We start from the raw sequence: 21,057 nt of genomic DNA on the forward strand, positions 1-21,057 counted from the left end.
GGTCCGACAGGCCGCCCCGGCCAGGCCGGCGCCCCCCCCTGCCCGGGCCCCGCCCCCCCCCCCCCCTCCCCTCGTCCGAACCGAAGGCCCCCATGACCCCGCACGAACTCGTGACCCGCGCCGGGCGCCTGGCCGTCCCCGGCGGCCCCCGCCGCGTCCTCGGCATCGCCGGGCCGCCCGGCGCGGGCAAGTCCACCCTCGCCGCCCACCTGGTGGACGCGCTCGGCCCGGACCGCGCCGCCCTGGTCCCCATGGACGGCTTCCACCTCGCCGACACCGAACTGCGCCGCCTCGGCCGCGCGGACCGCAAGGGCGCCCCGGACACCTTCGACCCGTACGGCTACGCGGCGCTGCTGCGTCGGCTCCGGGAGCGGCGGCCGGACGAGACGGTGTACGCGCCCGCGTTCGAGCGCGAGCTGGAACAGCCCGTCGCGGGCAGCATCCCCGTACCGCCCGAGGTCCCCCTCGTCGTGACCGAGGGCAACTACCTCCTGCTGGACGACGGCGACGCGGGCCCCTGGCGCACGGCCCACGCCCTGCTCGACGCCTGCTGGTGGGTCGCCCTGGACGACGCCGAACGGGTACGCCGCCTCATCGCCCGCCACGTGGAGTTCGGCAAGACGCCGCCCGAGGCCGAACGCTGGGTCCTGCGCTCCGACGAGACGAACGCACGGCTGGTCGCACCGGGCCGCGAACGGGCCGACCTGGTGGTCGAGTTCGCGCCCGGCGAGGCGCCACGCTGACAGCGGGGCCGCGCTACGCGCCCCGCACGCCCGCGACGAACGCCGCCCACGAGGCGGCGGGTATGACGAGTGCGGGCCCCTCCGGGCGCTTGCTGTCCCGTACGGGAACGACACCGGGGAAGCCGTCGGCGACCTCCACGCAGTTCACGTCGCCACCGTTGCTGTAGGTGGACTTACGCCACGTCACAGCGCTGAGGTCGATGATCCGATTCATGCTGAAAGCCCTTTCAGGACGCGCTCGACAAACTTCACCGATTCCGGTGGCGACAGCGCCCGGTCGCGCAGTTGATCGTAGGCGAGCCGATAGAAGGTTCCCTCCTCTGGATCTTCAATCAGTTCGCCGAACCTGTTGCCTTCGAGGTAGACAACAGAACTCCCGTCCGATTGCCACAGTACCGACATGTGTCCGTTCATGAGGTGGTGAACTCCGGCAGAGAAAGGCAGCACCTGAAGCACCATCGGCCGTGTCTGCGCGGCAGCGACGAGATGGGCCAACTGAGCACGCCAGACCTCGATTTCCACCGTCGCGCGTCGCAGCGCGCTTTCGTCCAGGATTACCCGGACGGTCGGGGGAGGGTCGCGCCGCAACAGTTCCTGACGACCCATCCGAGCAGCTACTTGCGCCTCGACGGCCTCCTCGTCCACCGGACCCGGAATCGATGAGAGCACCTCACGGGCATAGTCCTCTGTCTGCAACAGCCCGGGGACAGCCAGCACGTACTTGTACATGACGACCGCGCTCGCCTCATACCGCATGAACGCCTTGAACTGATCGACAAATGTGTCCTGCTGCGCCAGCTTCCACAGCCCGGCCAACAGATCCTCGGTCTTGAAATACGCGTCAAGATCGACCATCACCTGCCGCTTCGACAACCGCTCCCCGGACTCCAGGCGGCTCAGGTAGCTCTTGTCGTACGAGGTGTCCTCCGCGAGCTGGCCCAGTGACTTCCCGGCGCGCTCCCGCAGCATCCGCAACGTCCGCGCGAGCGTGCCCCGCGCCGACTCCTCGTCCGCACTCGGCCGTTCCCCCATCACGCCCTCCTGTTGTCTCTCGCGCAGACAACGCCACACCCCTGGCGCGGCCCACTCGCACACCGTGAGGCTCTGAGTACACCAGGTCATCACCCCTTGTCGCAGGGGGTTTCGGGAGAAGCGAGGGCGTTCGCCATGCCAACATCAGTCGTGCGACGCACACTTCGAGCGCTATGGAGCCGCGTACGGGCCCACCCACCGAGTCATCCCCGCCCCGTACGACGGCGGCTCGTCCTGTGCGCCTTCGAGCCTCCGCACCCACCCCCGGCGCTGCGTCGCGACCCACACTGGGGCCCGCCGCTCGACGGCCGCGCCTTGGCGCTCGTCCGCCCGTACTACGTCGCGTACGAGACAGCGCAGGCGCAGCGCGAACGCCGCACCGCGCTGGCTCTCGCGCTCGACGGGGTGGACGTGGGCCCGTGGCTCATTCACGGCGTGCCCGTGGGAGGCGGCCGGTAATGCTGACGATCAAGGTCTACCGCGTCCGCACGGACGGCACCCGCACCCGTCTCCTGCGCGACGTCACGGTCATCGGCCCCCGCAACACGACCCCGCTCCCCCTGAGCATCGGCTACCCGCCCTGCCGCTGCCCGCGCTGCCGGGGTGGCGACGTCGCCGACCCCGGGTGAAGGTGCCCGTGAAAACATCGCGGCGACCCGCAACCTCCCCGGGGCCCGGACGTCTGTCGGGGTGAAGGCGCCTTCGTTCGATCCAGCCGACCCCGACCACGAATCGAGCACCACATGTCCCTGCGTCATGTCTCCATCCGCAAGGCCCTGGGCGCGGTGGCGGCCATCGCGGCTCTCGCCCTGGGCGGTGGCACGTTGGCACACGCCGCCACCACCGATCCCACCCCGGCCCCGGCCCCGGCCAAGTCCGGTTCCGCTCCGGCCGAGCAGACGGCGCCCGACAAGGGCCCGTCCGCGGCCCCCGGCAAGAGCGAGCGCAGGGCGCCGACTCCTGCTCCCGCGAAGGGCGGGGACGAGGAGCCGACCCCGGCCCCGGCCCCGCCTGGCAAGGGCGAGCACGAAGCACCGACCCCCGCCCCGGTCCCGGACACCGCTCGCCCGGCTGCGAAGTGATGCCGCAGCGCAGGCAGTAGCCGCAAGCCGCAGGAAGGCCGCCGGGCTGATCACCCGGCGGCCCTCACGCCCCGCGTCCAGGAGAGCCATGAGGACAGCGACGTATCCGGTCGTCCCCGCCTTCCCCGCCACCGGCGCACTGCGCCGTGGGTGGGGGCGCCTGCTGCGCGGGCTCCTGGCCCGTACGGGGCAACCGCCGCCCGGGGTCCGGCAGCCGGCCGTCCCCGTGCCGACCGCGCCCCTCTCCACGCCGGGCGAGCCCGCCCCCGTGATCGACGACCTCTACCACCACCGCCGCCTGGACCTCGTCCGTCTCGCGCTGTTCCTCGTCGACGATCTGCCGACCGCCGAGGACGTCGTGCAGGACGCCTTCGCGGCGCTCTTCCGCAGACACGGCGCCCACCTGAAAGGCGTGGACGACCCGGAGGCGTACCTGCGGACGAGCGTGGTGAACCGCTCCCGTTCCGTGCTGCGCCGCCGCAGAACGGCCCGCGCGCACATACCCGAGCGCGAAGGCCACGTCCCGCCCGTCGACGAGCACGTCCTGCTGCGCGAGGAACACCGCGAAGTGCTCGAAGCGCTCAGGCGGCTCACCCGGCGCCAGCGCGAGGTGCTCGTGCTGCGCTACTGGTCCCACCTCACCGAGGCCCAGATCGCCACCACGCTCGATCTCTCGCGCGGCGCGGTCAAGTCCACCGCCAGCCGGGCGCTGGACGCACTGAGCAGGCAGTTGGGAGGTTCCCGATGACCCCGAAGGACGGGCACGGTCCCGGTCCCGATCCCGGTCCCCGGCAGGAACTGCTCGAAGAACGGCTGCGCGACGCGCTGGACGCACGGGCGCGCACGGTCGGCCCTGATTCCCTGCGGCGCGCGGCCCCGCCGTCCGAGCAGGTGGCCAGGCGTTTCCCCATCCGTGCGACCGCGCTGACCCTGCTCGCGCTCGCGGCGGCCCTGGCAGGCGTCCTGCTGGCCCTGGGCTGGGTCGAACGGCAGGGCGGGGAAGCCCCCGTCGAACCGGCGCACCCGCACGAGAGGACCACCCGGCCGTCGTCGCCGTCACCGTCGCCACCGTCGTCGCCGACGCAGTCGGACGTGTCGTCACCCTCGCCCGCGCCCGACTGACCGCCAGGCCCCCGAACGGTGAACGCGAACCGCCCCCGCCCGAACCCGGAATCCCGGGCCCCGGACAGGGGCGGATCGCCACGACACGGCGCGAGGTGTCAGAGGCGGCGCGCGGCCTCCGTCGCCCAGTAGGTGAGGATCGTGCTCGCCCCGGCCCGCTTGAAGCCCGTCAGCGTTTCCATCATCGCGGCGTCGCGGTCGATCCAGCCCTTCTCCGCTGCGGCCTCGACCATCGCGTACTCACCGGAGATCTGGTACGCGCCCACCGGCACGTCAGCGGCCTCCGCCACGTCCCGCAGCACGTCCAGGTAGGGCAGGCCCGGCTTGACCATGATCATGTCGGCGCCCTCCTCCAGATCGAGGGCCAGTTCGCGCAGGGCCTCGCGGCCGTTGGCCGGGTCCTGCTGGTACGTCTTGCGGTCACCCTGGAGCGACGAGCCGACCGCCTCGCGGAACGGCCCGTAGAACGCCGAGCTGTACTTCGCTGTGTACGCGAACAGCGACACGTCCACGTGCCCGGAGGCGTCCAGCGCGCGGCGGACGTGGCCGATCTGGCCGTCCATCATGCCGCTGGGGCCCAGCATGTGGGCGCCCGCCTCGGCCTGGACGCGGGCCATGTCGGCGTACCGTTCCAGCGTCGCGTCGTTGTCGACGCGGCCGTCCGCGTCCAGGACGCCGCAGTGGCCGTGGTCGGTGAACTCGTCGAGGCACAGGTCGGACATGACCACCAGGTCGTCGCCGACCTCGGCGCGCACGTCGCGCAGCGCCACCTGGAGGATGCCGTCCGGGTCGGTGCCGCAGGAGCCGATCGCGTCCTTGTCCTCGTCCCTCGGGACGCCGAACAGCATGATCCCGCCGACCCCGGCCGCGACGGCCTCCGCCGCGGCCTTCTTCAGCGTGTCCCGGGTGTGCTGGACGACCCCCGGCATGGACGAGATCTCCACCGGCTCGACGATCCCGTCCCGCACGAAAGCGGGCAGGATCAGGTCCGCCGGATGCACCCGGTTCTCCGCGACCATCCGGCGCATCGCCGGGGTGGTGCGGAGGCGGCGCGGGCGCGCCCCCGGGAAGCTGCCGTACGTGCTCACGATGTCCGTGCCCTCCTCCTGGCCGGGCGCTTCTCGCTCGGCCGCTTCACCGGGTCACCCGCCTCCACGGCATCGGCACGGCGCTGGGCGCCGTAGTCCGCCAGCGCCTCGGCGAGCTTGTGCACGGAAGGCTCGGGCGACATGACGTCGACGCGCAGCCCGTGCTCCTCGGCCGTCTTGGCGGTGGCGGGGCCGATACAGGCGATGACCGTCACGTTGTGCGGCTTGCCCGCGATACCGACCAGGTTCCGCACCGTCGAGGACGAGGTGAACAGGACCGCGTCGAAGCCGCCGCCCTTGATGGCCTCGCGGGTCTCGGCGGGCGGCGGCGAGGCGCGCACCGTACGGTACGCCGTCACGTCGTCCACCTCCCAGCCCAGCTCGATGAGCCCGGCCACCAGCGTCTCGGTGGCGATGTCGGCGCGCGGCAGGAAGACGCGGTCGATCGGGTCGAAGACCGGGTCGTAGGGCGGCCAGTCCTCCAGCAGCCCCGCGGCCGACTGCTCGCCGCTGGGCACCAGGTCCGGCTTCACGCCGAAGGCGATCAGCGCCTTGGCGGTCTGCTCGCCCACGGCTGCGACCTTGATCCCCGCGAAGGCGCGCGCGTCGAGCCCGTACTCCTCGAACTTCTCGCGCACGGCCTTGACCGCGTTCACGGAGGTGAAGGCGATCCACTCGTAGCGCCCGGTGACCAGGCCCTTGACCGCGCGCTCCATCTGCTGCGGGGTGCGCGGCGGTTCGACGGCGATAGTGGGCACCTCGGCCGGTACGGCGCCGTAGGAGCGGAGCTGGTCGGAGAGCGACGCGGCCTGTTCCTTGGTGCGCGGCACCAAAACGTTCCAGCCGAACAGCGGCTTGGACTCGAACCAGGCCAACTGGTCCCGCTGCGCCGGCGCGCTGCGCTCGCCGACCACGGCTATGACGGGCTGGCCCCCGTCGGCGCTCGGCAGCACCTTCGCCGACTTGAGCGTCTGCGCGATGGTGCCCAGGGTGGCGCTCCAGGTGCGCTGCCTGGTGGTGGTGCCCGCCGCCGTCACCGTCAGCGGGGTGTCCGGCTTGCGGCCCCCCGCCACCAGTTCACCGGCGACGGAGCCGACCGCGTCCAGCGTGGTGGACACCACGACGGTCGCGTCGCTGGCGCCGACCTCGGTCCAGCACCGCTCGTCGGCGCCGGCGGCGTCGATGAAGCGCACGTCGGTGCCCTGCGCGTCCCGCAGCGGCACACCGGCGTATGCGGGCACGCCGACGGCGGCGGCGACACCCGGCACGACCTCGAAGGTGATGCCCTCGGCGGCGCAGCTCAGCATCTCGCGAGCCGCCTCCGCGTCCAGGCCCGGGTCCCCCAGTACCGCACGGACGACCCGCTTGCCCGACCGCGCGGCGGCCATGGCAAGATCTCCCCCAACGCCAGCGGCGACAGGGCCAGTTGAGCCTTCGTCGGCATGCGCCTGGAGCGGTGTGTCCACGCCTGCCCGCGCGTGGGTACGCACCACGTCGTACACCTGTGGGTCGGCGACGAGCACCTCGGCCTGCGACAGCGCCTCGACGGCGCGCAGTGTCAGCAGACCCGGGTCTCCTGGCCCGGCACCCAGGAAGGTGACGTGCCCATGCGCACCGTAGAGGTGCTGTGTTCTCGGCGTGCTCGGCTTGTGGGCGGCGGTGGGGCTCAAAGTGCTCGCTCCCCCATCAGACCGGCCGCACCCTTGGCGAGCATCTCGTCGGCGAGTTCGCGGCCCAGGGCCACTGCCTCGTCGGCGGACGCCGGTACGGAACCGGTGGTGGACAGCTGCACCAGCGTCGAGCCGTCGGTCGTGCCGACGACGCCACGCAGGCGCATTTCGGTGACAACCTGCCCCTCGACAAGCAGGTCGGCCAGCGCGCCCACAGGGGCGCTACAGCCGGCCTCCAAAGCGGAGAGCAGGGTTCGCTCGGCCGTGACGGCGACCCGCGTGTACGGGTCGTCGAGCTCGGCGAGCTGGGCGGCCAGGTGCGCGTTGGCCGCGGCACACTCGACGGCCAGCGCCCCCTGGCCGGGGGCGGGAAGAACCGCGTCCGGGGTCATCAGCTCGGTGGCCTCGTCGAGGCGGCCGATGCGTCGCATCCCGGCTGCGGCGAGCACGACAGCGTCGAGCTCGCCTGAGCGCACGTACCCGATACGCGTGTCTATATTCCCCCTGATCGGAACCGTCTCGACCTCGACGCCCAACGAGCGCGCCCAGGCGTTGAGCTGCGCCATGCGGCGCGGGGAGCCCGTGCCGACGCGCGCGACGCGCTCCGAAGAGCGGGCCAGACCTTCGAAATCCAGACCGTCGCGGGCCACCAGCGCGTCGCGCGAGTCCTCGCGCTCCGGCACGGCGGCCAGGGTCAGGTCGTCGGGCTGCGCGGTGGGCAGGTCCTTGAGGGAGTGCACCGCGAAGTCGATCTCACCGCTCAGCAGAGCGTCGCGCAGCGCGGACACGAAGACACCGGTGCCGCCGATCTGGGCGAGGTGCTCCTTGCTGGTGTCCCCGTACGTGGTGATCTCGACCAGCTCGACGGGGCGCCCGGTGAGCTGGCGCACCTGCTCGGCCACGATTCCCGACTGGGCCATGGCGAGTTTGCTGCGGCGGGTGCCCAGCCTCAGTGACTGGACTTGCGTATTGCTCATTGCCGCTCCTGTTCCGGCTTGCTGACAGCGGCGACCGCCTGCGGGTCGAGGTCGAAGAGTTCGCGCAGCGCGTCCGCGTACCCGGCGCCGCCGGGCTCCCCCGCGAGTTGCTTGACGCGCACGGTCGGCGCGTGGAGGAGCTTGTCGACGACACGGCGCACGGTCTGCGTGATCTCGGCGCGCTGCTTGTCGTCCAGCCCGTGGAGCCGCCCCTCCAGGCGGGCCATCTCGCTGGCGACGACATCGGCGGCCATGGTGCGCAGGGCGACGACGGTGGGGGTGATCGTCGCGGCGCGCTGGGCCGCGCCGAAGGCGGCGACCTCCTCGCTGACGATGCCGCGCACCGCGTCGACGTCGGCGGCCATGGGCGCGTCGGCCGACGCCTCGGCGAGCGACTCGATGTCGACGAGCCTGGCGCCCTCGACGCGGTGCGTCGCGGCGTCGATGTCCCGGGGCATCGCGAGGTCGAGCAGCGCGATCCGCTCGGCTCCGGCGCGGCCCTTCGCGGGGTCAGGCTGCCGCTGCGCGAGCGCGGTTCTGATGTCGTCGGCCGTCAGCACCAGGCCCGTCGCGCCCGTGCAGGACACGACGATGTCGGCGCGCGGCAGCTCCGCGAGGACCCCGTCGATCGGCAGGGCCCGCGACTCCGAGAGCCCGCCCGTGCCGCCGGCCCCGAGGCTCGCGGCGAGGCGCTGGGCCCTGTCCAGGGTCCGGTTGGCGATCACCAGTTCGGCGACACCGGCCCGCGCGAGCGTGGTGGCCGCGAGGGAGGACATGGAGCCCGCGCCGATGACCAGCGCGCGCTTGCCGCGCACCCACTGCTCGACGGGCACCCCGGCTGCCAGCTGCTCCAGGCCGAAGGTGACCAGCGACTGGCCCGCCTTGTCGATGCCCGTCTCGGCGTGCGCGCGCTTCCCGACGCGCAGCGCCTGCTGGAACAGCTCGTTGAGCAGCCGCCCCGCCGTGTGCCGGCCCTGGCCGACGGCGAGCGCGTCCTTGATCTGGCCGAGGATCTGCCCCTCGCCGACGACCATCGAGTCCAGGCCGCAGGCCACCGAGAACAGGTGGTGGACGGCCCGGTCCTCGTAGTGGACGTAGAGGTACGGGGTCAGTTCCTCCAGGCCGACGCCGCTGTGCTGCGCCAGCAGCGTGGACAGCTCGGCGACACCGGCGTGGAACTTGTCCACGTCGGCGTACAGCTCGATGCGGTTGCACGTGGACAGCACGACGGCCTCGGCCGCGGGCTCGGCGCTCACGGCGTCCTGGAGCAGCTTGCCGCGCGTCTGCGGCGCCAAGGCGGCACGTTCCAGCACGCTGACGGGAGCGCTGCGGTGGCTCAGTCCGACGACGAGCAGACTCATGCCCGGCCTCCGATCGGCGCGGGACAGCCCTCGCCCGCGGCAGGGGCGCGCCCTTCCACGATTCGCTCGCTCCGCTCGCTCATGCCGGCATCACGGCGGGGACGTCCCCGTCAGGACCGGACTCGGTGCGCTTGTCGGCACGCTTGTCTGCGTCGGCGGACCCGGCGCGCTTGCCGGTGCCCGTGGCTTCGGCGGTCTCGGCACGTTCGGCGGTCTCGGCACGCTTCTCGGCGCGCTTGGTGACGGCCGCGGCGGGCGGTGCCGCGGGCGGCGCCGTCTCCTCCTCGGGGGCCTCCTCGCCCGCCTTGCGCTGCTCGTGGAAGGCGAGGATCTGAAGCTCTATGGAGAGGTCCACCTTGCGCACGTCCACCCCCTCGGGCACGGAGAGCACGGTGGGCGCGAAGTTGAGGATGGAGGTGATCCCGGCGGCGACGAGGCGGTCGCACACCTGCTGGGCAGCGCCGGCCGGGGTGGCGATCACTCCGATGGAGACGCCGTTGTCCGAGATGATCTTTTCCAGCTCGTCCGTGTGCTGGACCGCGATGCCCGCGACCGGCTTGCCCGCCAGCCCGGGGTCGGCGTCTATCAGCGCGGCCACCCGGAACCCGCGTGAGGCGAAGCCCCCGTAGTTGGCCAGCGCGGCGCCGAGGTTACCGATACCGACGATGACGACGGGCCAGTCCTGGGTCAGGCCCAGCTCGCGTGAGATCTGGTAGACGAGGTACTCGACGTCGTAGCCGACACCACGCGTCCCGTAGGAGCCCAGGTACGAGAAGTCCTTGCGCAACTTCGCCGAATTGACCCCCGCCGCCGTCGCCAGTTCCTCGGACGAGACCGTGGGCACCGAACGCTCGGAGAGCGCCGTGAGCGCCCGCAGGTACAGCGGAAGACGGGCGACGGTGGCCTCGGGGATGCCTCGGCTGCGACTCGTCGTCGCCGGTCGGTGATTTCGGCCAGTTGCCACGGTGCTCCTGCCGGTTGCGCGAAGCGGTGAGCGGTCATGCGCGAGGCGCGCGCCCGGACCGCTCCGTCGCGCCCAGGCTATGCCTTTGTGAACGCGTGCACAAAGATGGTGTCCGCTTTGTCCGGTCAACGTGACCGGCGCCACACGCACCAAGGGGGACACGCGGCCACACTCCTCACGTATACGCCCCCGGACGGCAAAACGACCTCGATGGTAGTCGAATCCGGACCGGGCCCTGAACGCACGGACGACGCCGCGCACCACCACGTCGTGCCACGTCAGGCGCCCGAAGGGCCCTGCGGGAGCCGTCGCCGCGACCCTCGGTCAGCCCTCGATCGCCTTCCGCAGCCGCTGGGGGTCCACCCGCCAGAAGTCGTGCTGCGCGCCGTCCACGAGTACAACCGGGATCTGCTCCCAATACTTCCTGTACAGCTCCTGGTCCTGGTTGATGTCCCTCTCCTCCCAGGAGGCCCCGGTCTCCGCGCAGACGCGCACGACGACGTCCCGCGCGACGTCGCACAGATGGCAGCCGGGCTTTCCGATCAGCGTGACAGTCTTCATACGGCCATTCTGCCGCCAGGCACGTCCCGGACATCCGCCCGTAACGGACCCCACGCGCGGACTGACTATGCTCGATCGCATGTCCCTTCCCCTGCCCTCCTGGCTCACCCGGCGCCGTCGCGCCGCCACCGCACGGAGCGTGCTCGCGGGCGAGGCCGCCGCCGAGGCGGCCCGCCAGCAGGAGCTGGAGCAGCAGAAGGAACTGGCCCGCGAGGCGGCGGCACGGAGCGCGGACGAGGGCACGGCGGAAGGCCCGGCGGAGCCGGAGTTCCCCGTCGCGGGCGACACCCACGCCGCGGCCTTCTTCGACCTCGACAACACCGTCATGCAGGGCGCCGCGCTCTTCCACTTCGGCCGCGGCCTCTACAAGCGGAAGTTCTTCCGCAAACGCGAACTCGCCCGCTTCGCCTGGCAGCAGGCGTACTTCCGAATGGCGGGCACCGAGAACGCGGGCCACATGGAGGACGTCCGCTCCAGCGCACTCTCCATCGTCAAGGGCCACCGCGTCTCCGAGCTGATGGCCATCGGCGAAGAGATCTACGACGAGTACATGGCCAGCCGCATCTGGCCCGGCACCCGCGCCCTCGCGCAGGCCCACCTCGACGCGGGCCAGAAGGTCTGGCTCGTCACGGCGGCCCCCGTCGAGACGGCGACGATCATCGCCCGCCGCCTCGGCCTCACCGGAGCCCTCGGTACCGTGGCCGAGTCCGTGGGCGGCGTCTACACCGGCAGGCTCGTCGGCGAACCCCTGCACGGCCCGGCCAAGGCGGAGGCCGTACGCGCCCTCGCGGCGGGCGAGGGCCTGGACCTGACGCGCTGCGCCGCCTACAGCGACTCGGCGAACGACATCCCGATGCTCTCGCTCGTCGGCCACCCGTACGCGATCAACCCGGACAGCCGGCTGCACGAGCACGCCCGCGAGATGGGCTGGCGCCTGCGCGACTACCGCACGGGGCGCAAGGCGGCCAAGGTCGGCATCCCCGCGGCCGCGGGGGTCGGCGCGGTGGCGGGCGGCGCCGCCGCGGCGGTGGCGATCCAGCGCCGCCGCCGCTGAGCCGGGGCCGCGACGCGGCGGGGTGACCGGCTCGACCCACGTGCCCCGGCGCCGCGCACCCTCTCTCCCCGGCCACGGCCGTTTCCCTCCTGACCGTCGCTGATCCCCCGTGACCGCCCGTGATCCCGCCGTGCCGTAACCGGCCGCACATACCGGCTTACGAGTCGGCCCCGACGCGCCCTCGCGGCGCCCGTCGGCCCGACCTGCCCGGCACCCTCGGCGACAGCGCTCCCGCGCCCCCGCACAGCCCCTCGCGGCCCCGCCACGACCCGGGCCACGCCTGCGCGAACGGGCAATTCAGCAGTCTTACCCCCGCGCAGGGCGCGCCAGTCGCCCGGTGCCCGCTCGGGCACAAAAGATCAGTCAGGCGACAAGCCCGGACTCAATACCGATCAAAACAAGGCTCTCGTTCGATATGCGCTCGACTGCCAATACGGACCAGACCAAACCGAATCGACGATTTCAGCAACTAGGTGTAGTGCTGCCTGTACGAAGCGTTATTCTCCTCAGACGCAATCCGGAACCCTCACGTCCCTACACCGGGCGAACGGTCCCGCACTGCACGTGATGGAAGCTCTGCCTCTGGGAGTCCCGTGTACCCACACGTCGGGGTTGACGCCTCGGGCCTGGCTACGCTGCGCAACACGGTCGACACAGCTGTCGGCCAGTTGCGCACATTCGTCCCCACCGCGTACGCCGTCCCTGCCCTCGCCGCAGCCGCACCTGTCCCCGCACCCCCCTGCTACGCCTTGGCCGACCGCGCCACCAACGCCGCCACGGGCGCCGCGAACTCCACCGCGACCACCACCACCGCGGCCGTCAGGAGACGGTCACGCGGCGGAGCCTCCGGCACCTCCACAGCGCGTCGCCCCGCGGCTTCGGACACCGACAGCCGCCGCATGATGGACCTCGTCGAACGCGCCCAGGACGGCGAGTCCGAAGCCTTCGGGCGCCTCTACGACCAGTACAGCGACACCGTCTACCGCTACATCTACTACCGCGTCGGCGGCCGGGCGACCGCCGAGGACCTCACCAGCGAGACCTTCCTGCGCGCCCTGCGCAGGATCGGCACGTTCACCTGGCAGGGCCGCGATTTCGGCGCCTGGCTGGTCACCATCGCGCGCAACCTCGTCGCCGACCACTTCAAGTCGAGCCGCTTCCGCCTCGAAGTGACCACCGGGGAGATGCTCGACGCGAACGAGGTCGAACGCAGCCCCGAGGACTCCGTCCTGGAGTCCCTCTCCAACGCCGCCCTGCTGGAGGCCGTACGCAAACTCAACCCCCAACAGCAGGAGTGCGTCACGCTCCGATTTCTCCAGGGCCTCTCGGTCGCGGAGACGGCCCGCGTGATGGGCAAGAACGAGGGCGCGATCAAGACCCTCCAGTACCGCGCCGTGCGCACCCTGGCCCGTCTGCTGCCGGACGACGCACGATAACCGCAGGTGACGGCACGTGCGCCCGCGGTCACATCATCGTGACTCCGTAACCCGACTGGCTTTCCGCTCGTTGTGGGGATTGCAGGCTTCCCACAGGCGTGACGCGCACCGTCTCCTTCACTCGATCGGGTGGACCCGGGTGTGTCACGCAACCTTTCCTGTGCGGTGGGGAGTCGACCGTGCTGACGAGAGGAGGTGCCGCCCGTGATCGGATCCGTATCGGCGAGCCGACGGGCAAACGCCTTCGCCCAGGCCCTGGACGAGCAGTTGCTCGACGAGGCCACGGCGGCCGACCAGACGGCGGGCGACGGAGTCACGGGGGCCGCTCCGCCCGAGCGTCCGCCCGAGCGCGTTGCCATGGCGGGCGGCAGTCCCGAGGACATGCTGCTGCTCGCCCTGGCGGACGGGCTCGGGGCCCTGCCCCAACCCGAGTTGGACCCAGAGGTCAAGACCGTGCAGCGTGCGCGGCTCATCGCCGCCATGGAGACCGTCTTCGCCGAAGGCGGCTCGGCCGCGGGCAGCGGCCGGCTCCCCGAGCAGCGCGGACCGCGCTCGGGAAAAGGCACGCACCGTGCCACGGGACTCGGTCCGCTGGGCAAGCTCCGCCCCAGGTCACGGCTCGCCAAGGGCCTCACGGCGGGCGGCCTGGGAGTCGGGGTGGCGGCCGGCGCCCTCGGCGGGGTCGCGGCGGCGAGTTCGGACGCCCTCCCCGGTGACTCCCTCTACGGCCTCAAACGGGGCATGGAGGACCTCAAGCTCGATGTCACCGATGTCACCGGCGGCGACACGGACCGGGGCAAGGTCTATCTGGACCACGCCTCGACCCGGTTGCAGGAGGCGCGGCGCCTCCTGGAGCGTCGCCGCTCGGGCGAGCTGGACCACGAATCGCTCGGCGAAGTACGCAAGGCCCTCGCGGGCATGCGGCACGACGCGACGGAGGGCCACAAGCTGCTGAGCGCCGTGTACGAACGGGACGGCGACATCAGCCCCATGCAGTCGCTCTCCTCGTTCTCCAAGAGCCACCGCGCGACGTGGTCCCAGCTCAGGGACCGGCTCCCCGTGCAGCTCAGGGACGTGGGCGATGAGGTGAGTTCGGTCTTCGACGCCATAGACAGTGACGTCGGCCCGCTGGAGCGGCTGTTCCGCGGCTCCCCCGAAGGCGCCTCCCAGGAGCGCCGCTCGGAAGCGCCGGAACGCACGGAGGACGGCGGGTCCTCGCCCCGTCCCACCCCCTCAGCCTCGGAGGGCACGGACGGGCGCACGGGCGGCGGCCAGGAGAAGCCCTCCCCCTCCGGCTCGGAGTCGCGGGACGACGGGCTCCTCGGCGGAGGCGGCATCCTCGATCCGTCGAAGAAGCCGCAGCAGCGGGACGAGCCGTCCCGGCCGGGCAAGAAGGACTCCTCGGAGCCCGGCCTCCCGGACACGGACATCACGCTCCCGCCGATCGTTCCCGAGGTACTTCCCGGGCTCAACGACCTGTCGAAGGGCGGGGAGTAGCCCGCACGCGACGGACGACGACGGAGGACGGCCGCACGGCACCCGCCGGGCGGCCGTTTCCCGTTTCCGTCAGAAGAAGACCGAGCGGCGCTGCACCAGCAGCTTGTAGAGCGTGTGCTGAATGGTTTCTCTCACCTGATCCGTGAGGTTGAACATCAGCATCGGATCGTCGGCGGAGCCCGGCGGATAGTCGTCCGTCGCGATCGGTTCGCCGAACTGGATCGTCCACTTCGTCGGCAGCGGCAGCGCACCCAGCGGCCCCAGCCAGGGGAAGGTCGGCGTGATCGGGAAGTACGGGAAGCCCAGCACCCGCGCCAGCGTGCCCGCGTTGCCGATCATGGGGTAGATCTCCTCCGCCCCGACGATCGAGCACGGCACGATCGGCGCCTTCGTCCGCAGCGCCGTCGAGACGAACCCGCCCCGCCCGAAGCGCTGGAGCTTGTAGCGGTCGGCGAAGGGCTTGCCGATGCCCTTGAACCCCTCGGGCATCACCCCCACGACCTCGCCCCGCTCCAGCAGCTTCTCCGCGTCCTCGGCGCAGGCCAGCGTGTGACCCGCCTTCCTGGCCAGCTCGTTCACCACCGGCAGCATGAACACCAGGTCCGCGGCCAGCAGCCGCAGATGCCGGTTCGCCGGATGGTTGTCGTGCACGGCGACCTGGAGCATCAGCCCGTCGAGGGGCAGCGTCCCCGAGTGGTTGGAGACGATCAGCGCGCCGCCCTCGTCGGGTATGTTCTCGACGCCCCTGACCTCGACGCGGAAGTATTTCTCGTAGACGGGCCGCAGCACCGACATCAGCACCTGGTCGGTCAGATCCTGGTCGTAGCCGAAATCGTCGACCTCGTACTCGCCCGTGATCCGCCGCCGCAGGAACGCGAGCCCCTGCGCCGCCTTACGGTCCCAGCCCGCGCCGAGCACCCTGTCGACGAGCCCGGGGCCCGGCCCGGCCGCCTCCCGCGCGTCGTCCGCGGCGGAAGCGGAGTCGGAAGCGGAGCCAGAGCCGGACGGGCCGGTCCCCGTGTCCTCGGCCGGGTGCGGATGGCCCTCTTCGCCCCCGTCGCCCTCGTCGGCCCCGGCCGCTCCCCGGCCGCCGCGACCTGCGTGCCCCACCTGCCCCGCCTGCCCGTTGACCCCCACCCGGTCCCCCGCCTGCTGCTGCCCCGGCACCGCCGACAGGGGCGGGGCGAGCGGCGCCGACTGCTCGGCTGCGGAAGCGGCGGCGTTGGCAGCGGCGGCCTTGCGACGGCGGGAAGCGGTCGCCCTGCCGCTGCCACTGCTCCGCCCGCCGCGTGGACGGTCGCCGCGTTCACCACGGTCCCGGTCGTCGTCGAAGGGGATGACCTTCGCATCAGCCATGCTGGCGGACCTCCTCGGGCTTCTCGTGCGGCTCCGCGCCACCGGCCTGCGACAGCGCCGAGGCGAACCGGTCGACGGTACGGGCGAGCGCTGCGGGCGGCAGCAGCCCCGCTCCTCTGCTCTGGGCGAAGGCCGCGAGCGTCTCCGCCGTGGTGTACCGCGGCTCGAAGCCCAGGCTTTCGCGCATCAGTGTCGTCCGCACGACCCTGCCATGGGTCAGCAGCCGTATCTGCTCGGGCGAGAAATCCGTAGCTCCCACGGAACGCAAAGCGGACCTCCCCCACCTGATCGCGGGCAACAGCAGCGGCAGCGTGGGCCGCCCCAGCCGACGCGCGCACTGGGACAGCAGCAGCACCCCGTCCCCCGCGACATTGAAGGTACCCGCGTTCAGCGTTCCCTGCCTCGGCTCCTCCGCCGCCAGCCGCAGCACCTCGATCGCGTCGTCCTCGTGGACGAACTGCAACCGGGGGTCGTAGCCGAGCACCGTCGGCAGGACGGGCAGTGCGAAGTACCCCGCGAGGGGCGAGTCAACCGAGGCCCCCAGGATGTGCGCGAAGCGCAGCACCGTCACCGACACGTCAGGGCGGCGCCGGGCGAAGCCCCGCACATACCCCTCGGCCTCCACCGCGTCCTTCGCGAAGCCGCCGCTGGGCAGCGACTTGGGCGGGGTGTTCTCGTCGAAGATCGCCGGATCGCGTGGCGCGCCGCCGTACACGCTCGTCGTGGACTGCACCACGAGGCGGCTCACCGAGGGCGACTTCTGGCAGGCGCCGAGCAACTGCATCGTGCCGATGACGTTGGTCTCCTTGACCGACGTACGGCTGCCGCCCCGCGCCGCCAGCGGGGTGCCGTGGATGTCCATATGGACGACGGTGTCCACCGCGTACTCGCCGAGGACCTTGGCGATGGCGGGCTGCCGGATGTCGGCCCGGACGAAGTCGGCCCCGCCGAGATGGTGCGCGGGCGGCAGCGCGTCGACGCCGATGACCCGGTCGACGTCGGGCTCCCGCTGGATACGGCGCACGAAACGGCCGCCCAGTTGCCGGGCCACTCCGGTGACGAGCACGACCTTGCCCAAGATCCCTCCCTGACGGATGCACCCTCGGGGTCCGAACCGGGAACGCCCGCGACCGCCCCCGGAACGCGTGTTCCCAGGGTCACCGTATCCGGTGGAGATTGCGCTGTGATGACCACGCGCTGCGGGCTGTGACGACTGCCCAACTCGCGATGTCGCCGCACACACGCAAAAGCCGCCCACAAACAGAACCGCCGCCCTTCCCCCGGCCCGCGCGGTGTGCGCGATACGGAGAAAAGGCGGCGGTCAGCAGCGTGTGAGGCGCTCGCTCACTTCTTGTTGCGACGCTGAACTCGCGTGCGCTTGAGGAGCTTGCGGTGCTTCTTCTTAGCCATCCGCTTACGCCGCTTCTTGATAACAGAGCCCACGACAACCCTCGCTAACGGATCAACCCCACTGGCGCGGGGAGAACTCATTTCGAATCACTCGGTGCGGGGCGTCCGAGCCCACACGACCTACATGGGTTCAGCCTACCTGTCACCGGGTGAAGCTCGTAATCCGAGGGTCGCCGCGGGGCTCATACTCGGTCGGACCGTGCACGACCAGTACCGGAGTGCTGGTCGATCAGGCGGTCTCTACCCCCACATAGGACTCTTGGAGATATTCATGGACGGCCTGCTCTGGGACCCGGAAGGACCTCCCCACCCGGATCGCCGGCAGATGACCGCTGTGCACCAGCCGGTACACGGTCATCTTGGACACTCGCATCACCGAGGCGACTTCCGCCACGGTCAGAAAGTTGACCTCATTCAGAGGTCCCTTGCCAGCAGCCATGTCACACCTGAACCTTCCGCACATGTCGGGCACCGGCTTCCCCTCCGGTGACTCCTGCTCGCATGCGCGCTCCTCCCCAGATTAGGGGCGGGTGATGCAAGTGGGGAAGAGGAGTAGCGATCGGCCTCCTACTGTGACAGACACGCTCGATTGAGTACATAGCGAGTAAGCGGGCGGTAGTAATCGGACCGCACAGCGTCATCAAGCGGAACGGCCACGGACACCCGCCCCTCCGCCTGTCCGACGAAGAGCGCCGGATCGTCCGTATCCGCGAGCCCCATCGCCTCGATACCGAGCTGACCTGCCGCGCAGACCCAACCGTGGTCCCCGATGACCAGCTCCGGCAGGGGCTTGCCCTCCACTACGGCAGCCGCCAGAGCCGCCCGAAGAGGGAGGGGGGAGTGGGTGTGTGCGCCCGGCGCACCGGGGTCCGGGCGAGCGCCCTCCTCGTGGACCAACGCGACTCCCCGTACGTAAGAGAGGTTGTACGCGCGTACCCCGAATCGGGTCGTTATGTCGATACGTTGCCCCTGCGCGGGTCCTAGAACAGGACAGCCTGCCGCCGAGAGCGCTGAGGCCAATGTGGCGTAGAAGCCCAGGAGTCGATCAGGGTGCCCGGTCCCGAACAGCACCGGAACCCGCCGCTCAGCAGCGCACCTGACCCGTTCCGCGAAGGCGTCGAGGGCCGCGATGGTGCGGTTGGGGTCGATTCTGTCCTGCCCGGTAACAGTAGCGGGATCACCCGAGACCCCGCACTGACTTGCCATGAGCGCGACCAACTCGGGGACGCTCCACTCCCCTTCGGGCTCCAGGCCGATCAGGGCACGAGGGTCCCGGGCCGCGAACATCCGGTACCGCTGGAGGCTCTTCTCACGGGTCGTCGCGATCGGCCCCGCGAGATGCGCGGCCAGCAGATGCGCGCGCAGGGCGCCAACACTCAACACGCCGCCCATGGTTGCCCCCGCACGCCCCCGCGACGGCGCCAACGCGGCGGCTGTCACTCCCCGAACCCTTGTCGGGGCCGCTCCTCGGGAACCGTCGAAAGGCACCGTCGCACGGCGGCGTTGTACAGAAACGCCGTACGGTACCGGCCAGGTCGAGGCGCGCGGAAGCACACCCACGGCTCACGGCCGGGCCGACGCGCCTGCCTGGGGCCGGTCCGGCCCTGTTTCGCACATGCTCCCCGTCTGTTCCGCGCCCGTTCCGTGCCTACGGCAGCAGCCCGTGTGCCGGAAAGACCGCGTTCCGGGCCGCCCTTACGGCCTGGTCCAGCGCGTCGGCCGGGTCGTACCCCTGCTCCCAGCCCCGCCACTCGGGCTCCCGCCCGTCCGTCATCCGCATCGGCGCGACGTTGCTCCCCGTCCGCGCGTACACCATCCGCCGCCACGCCTCCGGCACCTCCGTCTCCGGTGCCACGGGCGCGCCCGCCGCGATCGACACCAGGTGGGTCCAGGTGCGCGGCACGACGTCGACCACCGCGTAACCGCCGCCGCCCAGCGCCACCCACCGGCCGTCCGCGTACCGGTGCGCCCAGTCGTGGCAGGCCGCGGCGGCGACGCGCTGCGCGTCGACGCTGACGGCGAGGTGCGCGAGGGGGTCCTCGAAGTGGGTGTCGGCGCCGTGCTGGGTGACCAGGACCTGCGGCGCGAACGCGTCGAGCAGCTCGGGCACCACCGCGTGCAGCGCCCGCAGCCAGCCCCCGTCCCCGGTACCGGGCGGCAGCGCGACGTTCACGGCGCTCCCCTCGGCACCGTCGCCCCCGGTCTCCTCCGACCAGCCCGTGCCGGGGAAGAGAACGCGGGGGTGCTCGTGCAGCGAGATCGTCAGCACGCGCGGATCGTCCCAGAACGCCGCCTGCACGCCGTCCCCGTGGTGCACGTCCACGTCCACGTACGCGACGCGCTCGACGCCCAGCTCCAGGAGCCGCGCGATGGCGAGGGACGCGTCGTTGTAGACGCAGAAACCGGAGGCGGCGCCGGGCATCGCGTGATGCAGCCCACCGGTGAAGTTCACCGCGTGCGCCACGTCCCCCCGCCACACGGCTTCCGCGCCGCCCACGGACTGGCCGGCGATCAGCGCCGACGCCTCGTGCATCCCGGCGAACGCGGGGTCGTCCGTGGTGCCGAGCCCGTAGGAACCGTCGGCGGAGCCGGGGTCGGCGGATACGCGGCGTACGGCGTCGATGTAGTCCTGCCGGTGCACGAGCCGCAGTGTCGAGTCGCCCGCGGCCCGCGCCGAGACCACCTTCAGCCCTGCCTCGCGCTCCAGGCCCAGGGCCTCCACCAGCCGCATCGTCAACGCGAGCCGGACCGGGTCCATCGGATGCCCGGAACCGAAGTCGTAGCCGGTGACTGCCTCGTCCCACATCAACTGTGCGCCGCCGCTCATGCAGGCCACCGTACCGGCCCCGATCAGCGCGGCAGCAGCCCCATGAGCCCCGGCAACTGCGCGGGATCCGTGAACAGTGCGGTCGCCTCGGCCAGCTTCTCCTTCGGCGTCATCGCCGCGTACCCGTACACGTCCATCCCGGCCGCGACGGCTGCCCGCACTCCGAGCACGCTGTCCTCGACGACGGCGCACCGCGCCGGCGGCACTCCCATCCGCTCGGCGGCGTGCAGGAACAGATCGGGCGCCGGTTTCCCACGGCCGACGTCCTGGGAGCTGAAGATGCGCTCCTCGCCGAAGTGGTCGTAGAGCCCGGTCGTGCGCAGCGCGACGCGGATCCGCTCGTGACTCCCCGACGACGCGACGCAGTACGGCACGCCCTGAGCCGCCAGCTCTACGAGGACGTCGCCGATGCCCGGCACGGGCGCCAGCTCGCGTCGGAACGCGTCGAAGACCCGGCGATGGAAGACCTCGTCGAAGTCCTCGGGGAGCTGCTTTCCGGAGCGTTCCCTGACGAGGTCGTGGACACGGTGCACGGCCGCGCCCATGTAGTCGCGGAGGGAGTCCTCGTACGAGGTGGGGTGCCCCAGTTCGGTGAGGTAGCCCGCGAGAATGCGGTTGGACAGCGGCTCGCTGTCGACCAGGACTCCGTCGTTGTCGAAGATGACCACGTCATAACGCATTCGGCCAGCCTACGTGCCCTGGAGTGGAGGAATTGTTTTCGGGCATGCAAAAAGCCCCTGGCCTCAGTGTCTGAACACTGGGACCAGGGGCCTCTAAAAATTGTTCGGCGGCGTCCTACTCTCCCACACGCTCCCGCATGCAGTACCATCGGCGCTGAAAGGCTTAGCTTCCGGGTTCGGAAAGTAACCGGGCGTTT

24 protein-coding genes and 1 rRNA gene are annotated in these 21,057 nt (G+C 71.4%); 9 read left to right on the forward strand and 16 right to left on the reverse strand.

The genetic code is table 11. From position 1 onward, the window contains the following. Nucleotides 1–92 precede the first annotated feature (92 nt). Nucleotides 93–743: a nucleoside/nucleotide kinase family protein gene (locus tag ACWGJ2_RS38180; protein WP_453350988.1), complete on the forward strand. Its 651-nt coding sequence runs from the start codon at nucleotides 93–95 to the stop codon at nucleotides 741–743. 13 nt (nucleotides 744–756) lie between these two features. Here the strand turns inward: ACWGJ2_RS38180 and ACWGJ2_RS38185 are convergent, their stop codons facing one another. Continuing rightward, entirely contained in the window at nucleotides 757–957 is a 201-nt protein-coding gene (locus ACWGJ2_RS38185) for a DUF397 domain-containing protein (protein ID WP_453350989.1), read from the reverse strand. Further along, on the reverse strand, nucleotides 954–1,775 hold the full coding sequence (locus tag ACWGJ2_RS38190) for a helix-turn-helix domain-containing protein (RefSeq protein WP_453350990.1): 822 nt from the start codon (nucleotides 1,773–1,775) through the stop codon (nucleotides 954–956). The genes ACWGJ2_RS38185 and ACWGJ2_RS38190 overlap by 4 nt, the downstream gene beginning before the upstream one ends. Before the next feature lie 315 nt (nucleotides 1,776–2,090). Between ACWGJ2_RS38190 and ACWGJ2_RS38195 the strand changes: the two genes are divergently transcribed. From ACWGJ2_RS38195 to ACWGJ2_RS38215, 5 genes are all read left to right on the forward strand, one after another. After that, a complete protein-coding gene (locus tag ACWGJ2_RS38195; RefSeq protein ID WP_453350991.1) occupies nucleotides 2,091–2,234 on the forward strand; it encodes a hypothetical protein in 144 nt (47 codons plus the stop codon). After that, nucleotides 2,234–2,404 carry a hypothetical protein gene (locus tag ACWGJ2_RS38200; RefSeq protein WP_453350992.1) on the forward strand — a complete coding sequence of 57 codons (171 nt, stop codon included), beginning with the start codon at nucleotides 2,234–2,236 and terminating at the stop codon, nucleotides 2,402–2,404. Before ACWGJ2_RS38195 ends, ACWGJ2_RS38200 begins: the two co-directional genes overlap by 1 nt. 114 nt (nucleotides 2,405–2,518) lie before the next feature. Further along, nucleotides 2,519–2,857, forward strand: coding sequence for a hypothetical protein (locus ACWGJ2_RS38205; protein ID WP_453350993.1), 339 nt, complete (start codon nucleotides 2,519–2,521; stop codon nucleotides 2,855–2,857). Nucleotides 2,858–2,945: 88 nt separating this feature from the next. Beyond that, nucleotides 2,946–3,605 (forward strand): RNA polymerase sigma factor, encoded by a 660-nt coding sequence (locus ACWGJ2_RS38210; protein WP_453350994.1) that lies wholly within the window; start codon nucleotides 2,946–2,948, stop codon nucleotides 3,603–3,605. Further along, a complete protein-coding gene (locus tag ACWGJ2_RS38215; RefSeq protein WP_453350995.1) occupies nucleotides 3,602–3,979 on the forward strand; it encodes a hypothetical protein in 378 nt (125 codons plus the stop codon). Before ACWGJ2_RS38210 ends, ACWGJ2_RS38215 begins: the two co-directional genes overlap by 4 nt. Before the next feature lie 98 nt (nucleotides 3,980–4,077). Here ACWGJ2_RS38215 and hemB read toward each other — a convergent pair whose 3' ends face one another. From hemB to ACWGJ2_RS38245, 6 genes are all read right to left on the reverse strand, one after another. Further along, complete coding sequence (gene hemB, locus ACWGJ2_RS38220) at nucleotides 4,078–5,067, reverse strand: porphobilinogen synthase (protein WP_453350996.1); 990 nt, start codon at nucleotides 5,065–5,067, stop codon at nucleotides 4,078–4,080. After that, nucleotides 5,064–6,737, reverse strand: coding sequence for a uroporphyrinogen-III synthase (locus tag ACWGJ2_RS38225; protein WP_453350997.1), 1,674 nt, complete (start codon nucleotides 6,735–6,737; stop codon nucleotides 5,064–5,066). The genes hemB and ACWGJ2_RS38225 overlap by 4 nt, the downstream gene beginning before the upstream one ends. Further along, nucleotides 6,734–7,714: a hydroxymethylbilane synthase gene (hemC, locus tag ACWGJ2_RS38230; protein ID WP_453350998.1), complete on the reverse strand. Its 981-nt coding sequence runs from the start codon at nucleotides 7,712–7,714 to the stop codon at nucleotides 6,734–6,736. Before hemC ends, ACWGJ2_RS38225 begins: the two co-directional genes overlap by 4 nt. Then, a complete protein-coding gene (locus ACWGJ2_RS38235) occupies nucleotides 7,711–9,075 on the reverse strand; it encodes a glutamyl-tRNA reductase (protein ID WP_453350999.1) in 1,365 nt (454 codons plus the stop codon). Before ACWGJ2_RS38235 ends, hemC begins: the two co-directional genes overlap by 4 nt. A 79-nt stretch (nucleotides 9,076–9,154) precedes the next feature. After that, nucleotides 9,155–10,039: a redox-sensing transcriptional repressor Rex gene (locus ACWGJ2_RS38240; RefSeq protein ID WP_453351000.1), complete on the reverse strand. Its 885-nt coding sequence runs from the start codon at nucleotides 10,037–10,039 to the stop codon at nucleotides 9,155–9,157. A 324-nt stretch (nucleotides 10,040–10,363) separates the two neighbouring features. Beyond that, entirely contained in the window at nucleotides 10,364–10,600 is a 237-nt protein-coding gene (locus ACWGJ2_RS38245; RefSeq protein WP_453351001.1) for a glutaredoxin family protein, read from the reverse strand. 67 nt (nucleotides 10,601–10,667) lie between these two features. Between ACWGJ2_RS38245 and ACWGJ2_RS38250 the strand changes: the two genes are divergently transcribed. The 3 genes from ACWGJ2_RS38250 (at nucleotide 10,668) to ACWGJ2_RS38260 (ending at nucleotide 14,587) form a co-directional block, all read left to right on the forward strand. Next, entirely contained in the window at nucleotides 10,668–11,654 is a 987-nt protein-coding gene (locus ACWGJ2_RS38250; protein WP_453351002.1) for an HAD family hydrolase, read from the forward strand. A gap of 593 nt (nucleotides 11,655–12,247) precedes the next feature. Then, a complete protein-coding gene (locus ACWGJ2_RS38255; RefSeq protein WP_453351003.1) occupies nucleotides 12,248–13,090 on the forward strand; it encodes an ECF subfamily RNA polymerase sigma factor, BldN family in 843 nt (280 codons plus the stop codon). 204 nt (nucleotides 13,091–13,294) lie between these two features. Beyond that, nucleotides 13,295–14,587: a DUF5667 domain-containing protein gene (locus tag ACWGJ2_RS38260; protein WP_453351004.1), complete on the forward strand. Its 1,293-nt coding sequence runs from the start codon at nucleotides 13,295–13,297 to the stop codon at nucleotides 14,585–14,587. 69 nt (nucleotides 14,588–14,656) lie between these two features. Here the strand turns inward: ACWGJ2_RS38260 and ACWGJ2_RS38265 are convergent, their stop codons facing one another. The 8 genes from ACWGJ2_RS38265 to rrf all read right to left on the reverse strand — a co-directional run. Next, on the reverse strand, nucleotides 14,657–15,943 hold the full coding sequence (locus ACWGJ2_RS38265) for a lysophospholipid acyltransferase family protein (RefSeq protein ID WP_453351005.1): 1,287 nt from the start codon (nucleotides 15,941–15,943) through the stop codon (nucleotides 14,657–14,659). Then, on the reverse strand, nucleotides 15,936–17,021 hold the full coding sequence (locus ACWGJ2_RS38270) for an NAD-dependent epimerase/dehydratase family protein (RefSeq protein ID WP_453351006.1): 1,086 nt from the start codon (nucleotides 17,019–17,021) through the stop codon (nucleotides 15,936–15,938). Before ACWGJ2_RS38270 ends, ACWGJ2_RS38265 begins: the two co-directional genes overlap by 8 nt. Nucleotides 17,022–17,287: 266 nt before the next feature. Further along, nucleotides 17,288–17,434 (reverse strand): 30S ribosomal protein bS22, encoded by a 147-nt coding sequence (locus ACWGJ2_RS38275; RefSeq protein WP_453351007.1) that lies wholly within the window; start codon nucleotides 17,432–17,434, stop codon nucleotides 17,288–17,290. A gap of 148 nt (nucleotides 17,435–17,582) precedes the next feature. Continuing rightward, complete coding sequence (locus ACWGJ2_RS38280; protein ID WP_158677109.1) at nucleotides 17,583–17,792, reverse strand: helix-turn-helix domain-containing protein; 210 nt, start codon at nucleotides 17,790–17,792, stop codon at nucleotides 17,583–17,585. Nucleotides 17,793–17,920: 128 nt separating this feature from the next. After that, nucleotides 17,921–18,736: a phosphatase gene (locus ACWGJ2_RS38285; protein ID WP_453351010.1), complete on the reverse strand. Its 816-nt coding sequence runs from the start codon at nucleotides 18,734–18,736 to the stop codon at nucleotides 17,921–17,923. Between the two features lie 265 nt (nucleotides 18,737–19,001). Next, complete coding sequence (locus tag ACWGJ2_RS38290) at nucleotides 19,002–20,180, reverse strand: acetoin utilization protein AcuC (protein WP_453351008.1); 1,179 nt, start codon at nucleotides 20,178–20,180, stop codon at nucleotides 19,002–19,004. A gap of 23 nt (nucleotides 20,181–20,203) precedes the next feature. Continuing rightward, nucleotides 20,204–20,860 (reverse strand): HAD family hydrolase, encoded by a 657-nt coding sequence (locus tag ACWGJ2_RS38295; protein ID WP_453351009.1) that lies wholly within the window; start codon nucleotides 20,858–20,860, stop codon nucleotides 20,204–20,206. Between the two features lie 102 nt (nucleotides 20,861–20,962). Further along, nucleotides 20,963–21,057, reverse strand: a 5S ribosomal RNA gene (gene rrf, locus ACWGJ2_RS38300); the annotation flags it as partial.

The sequence above is a fragment of the Streptomyces sp. NPDC054796 genome (assembly GCF_053611545.1).

Bases quoted from the DNA above. Each gene is read 5' to 3' on its own strand.
- ACWGJ2_RS38180 (WP_453350988.1), top strand. From the start codon at position 93: ATGACCCCGCACGAACTCGTGACCCGCGCCGGGCGCCTGGCCGTCCCC.
- ACWGJ2_RS38185 (WP_453350989.1), bottom strand. From the start codon at position 957: ATGAATCGGATCATCGACCTCAGCGCTGTGACGTGGCGTAAGTCCACC.
- ACWGJ2_RS38190 (WP_453350990.1), bottom strand. From the start codon at position 1,775: ATGGGGGAACGGCCGAGTGCGGACGAGGAGTCGGCGCGGGGCACGCTC.
- ACWGJ2_RS38200 (WP_453350992.1), top strand. From the start codon at position 2,234: ATGCTGACGATCAAGGTCTACCGCGTCCGCACGGACGGCACCCGCACC.
- ACWGJ2_RS38205 (WP_453350993.1), top strand. From the start codon at position 2,519: ATGTCCCTGCGTCATGTCTCCATCCGCAAGGCCCTGGGCGCGGTGGCG.
- ACWGJ2_RS38210 (WP_453350994.1), top strand. From the start codon at position 2,946: ATGAGGACAGCGACGTATCCGGTCGTCCCCGCCTTCCCCGCCACCGGC.
- ACWGJ2_RS38215 (WP_453350995.1), top strand. From the start codon at position 3,602: ATGACCCCGAAGGACGGGCACGGTCCCGGTCCCGATCCCGGTCCCCGG.
- hemC (WP_453350998.1), bottom strand. From the start codon at position 7,714: ATGAGCAATACGCAAGTCCAGTCACTGAGGCTGGGCACCCGCCGCAGC.
- ACWGJ2_RS38235 (WP_453350999.1), bottom strand. From the start codon at position 9,075: ATGAGTCTGCTCGTCGTCGGACTGAGCCACCGCAGCGCTCCCGTCAGC.
- ACWGJ2_RS38245 (WP_453351001.1), bottom strand. From the start codon at position 10,600: ATGAAGACTGTCACGCTGATCGGAAAGCCCGGCTGCCATCTGTGCGAC.
- ACWGJ2_RS38250 (WP_453351002.1), top strand. From the start codon at position 10,668: ATGCTCGATCGCATGTCCCTTCCCCTGCCCTCCTGGCTCACCCGGCGC.
- ACWGJ2_RS38265 (WP_453351005.1), bottom strand. From the start codon at position 15,943: ATGGCTGATGCGAAGGTCATCCCCTTCGACGACGACCGGGACCGTGGT.
- ACWGJ2_RS38275 (WP_453351007.1), bottom strand. From the start codon at position 17,434: ATGAGTTCTCCCCGCGCCAGTGGGGTTGATCCGTTAGCGAGGGTTGTC.
- ACWGJ2_RS38280 (WP_158677109.1), bottom strand. From the start codon at position 17,792: ATGGCTGCTGGCAAGGGACCTCTGAATGAGGTCAACTTTCTGACCGTG.
- ACWGJ2_RS38290 (WP_453351008.1), bottom strand. From the start codon at position 20,180: ATGAGCGGCGGCGCACAGTTGATGTGGGACGAGGCAGTCACCGGCTAC.
- ACWGJ2_RS38295 (WP_453351009.1), bottom strand. From the start codon at position 20,860: ATGCGTTATGACGTGGTCATCTTCGACAACGACGGAGTCCTGGTCGAC.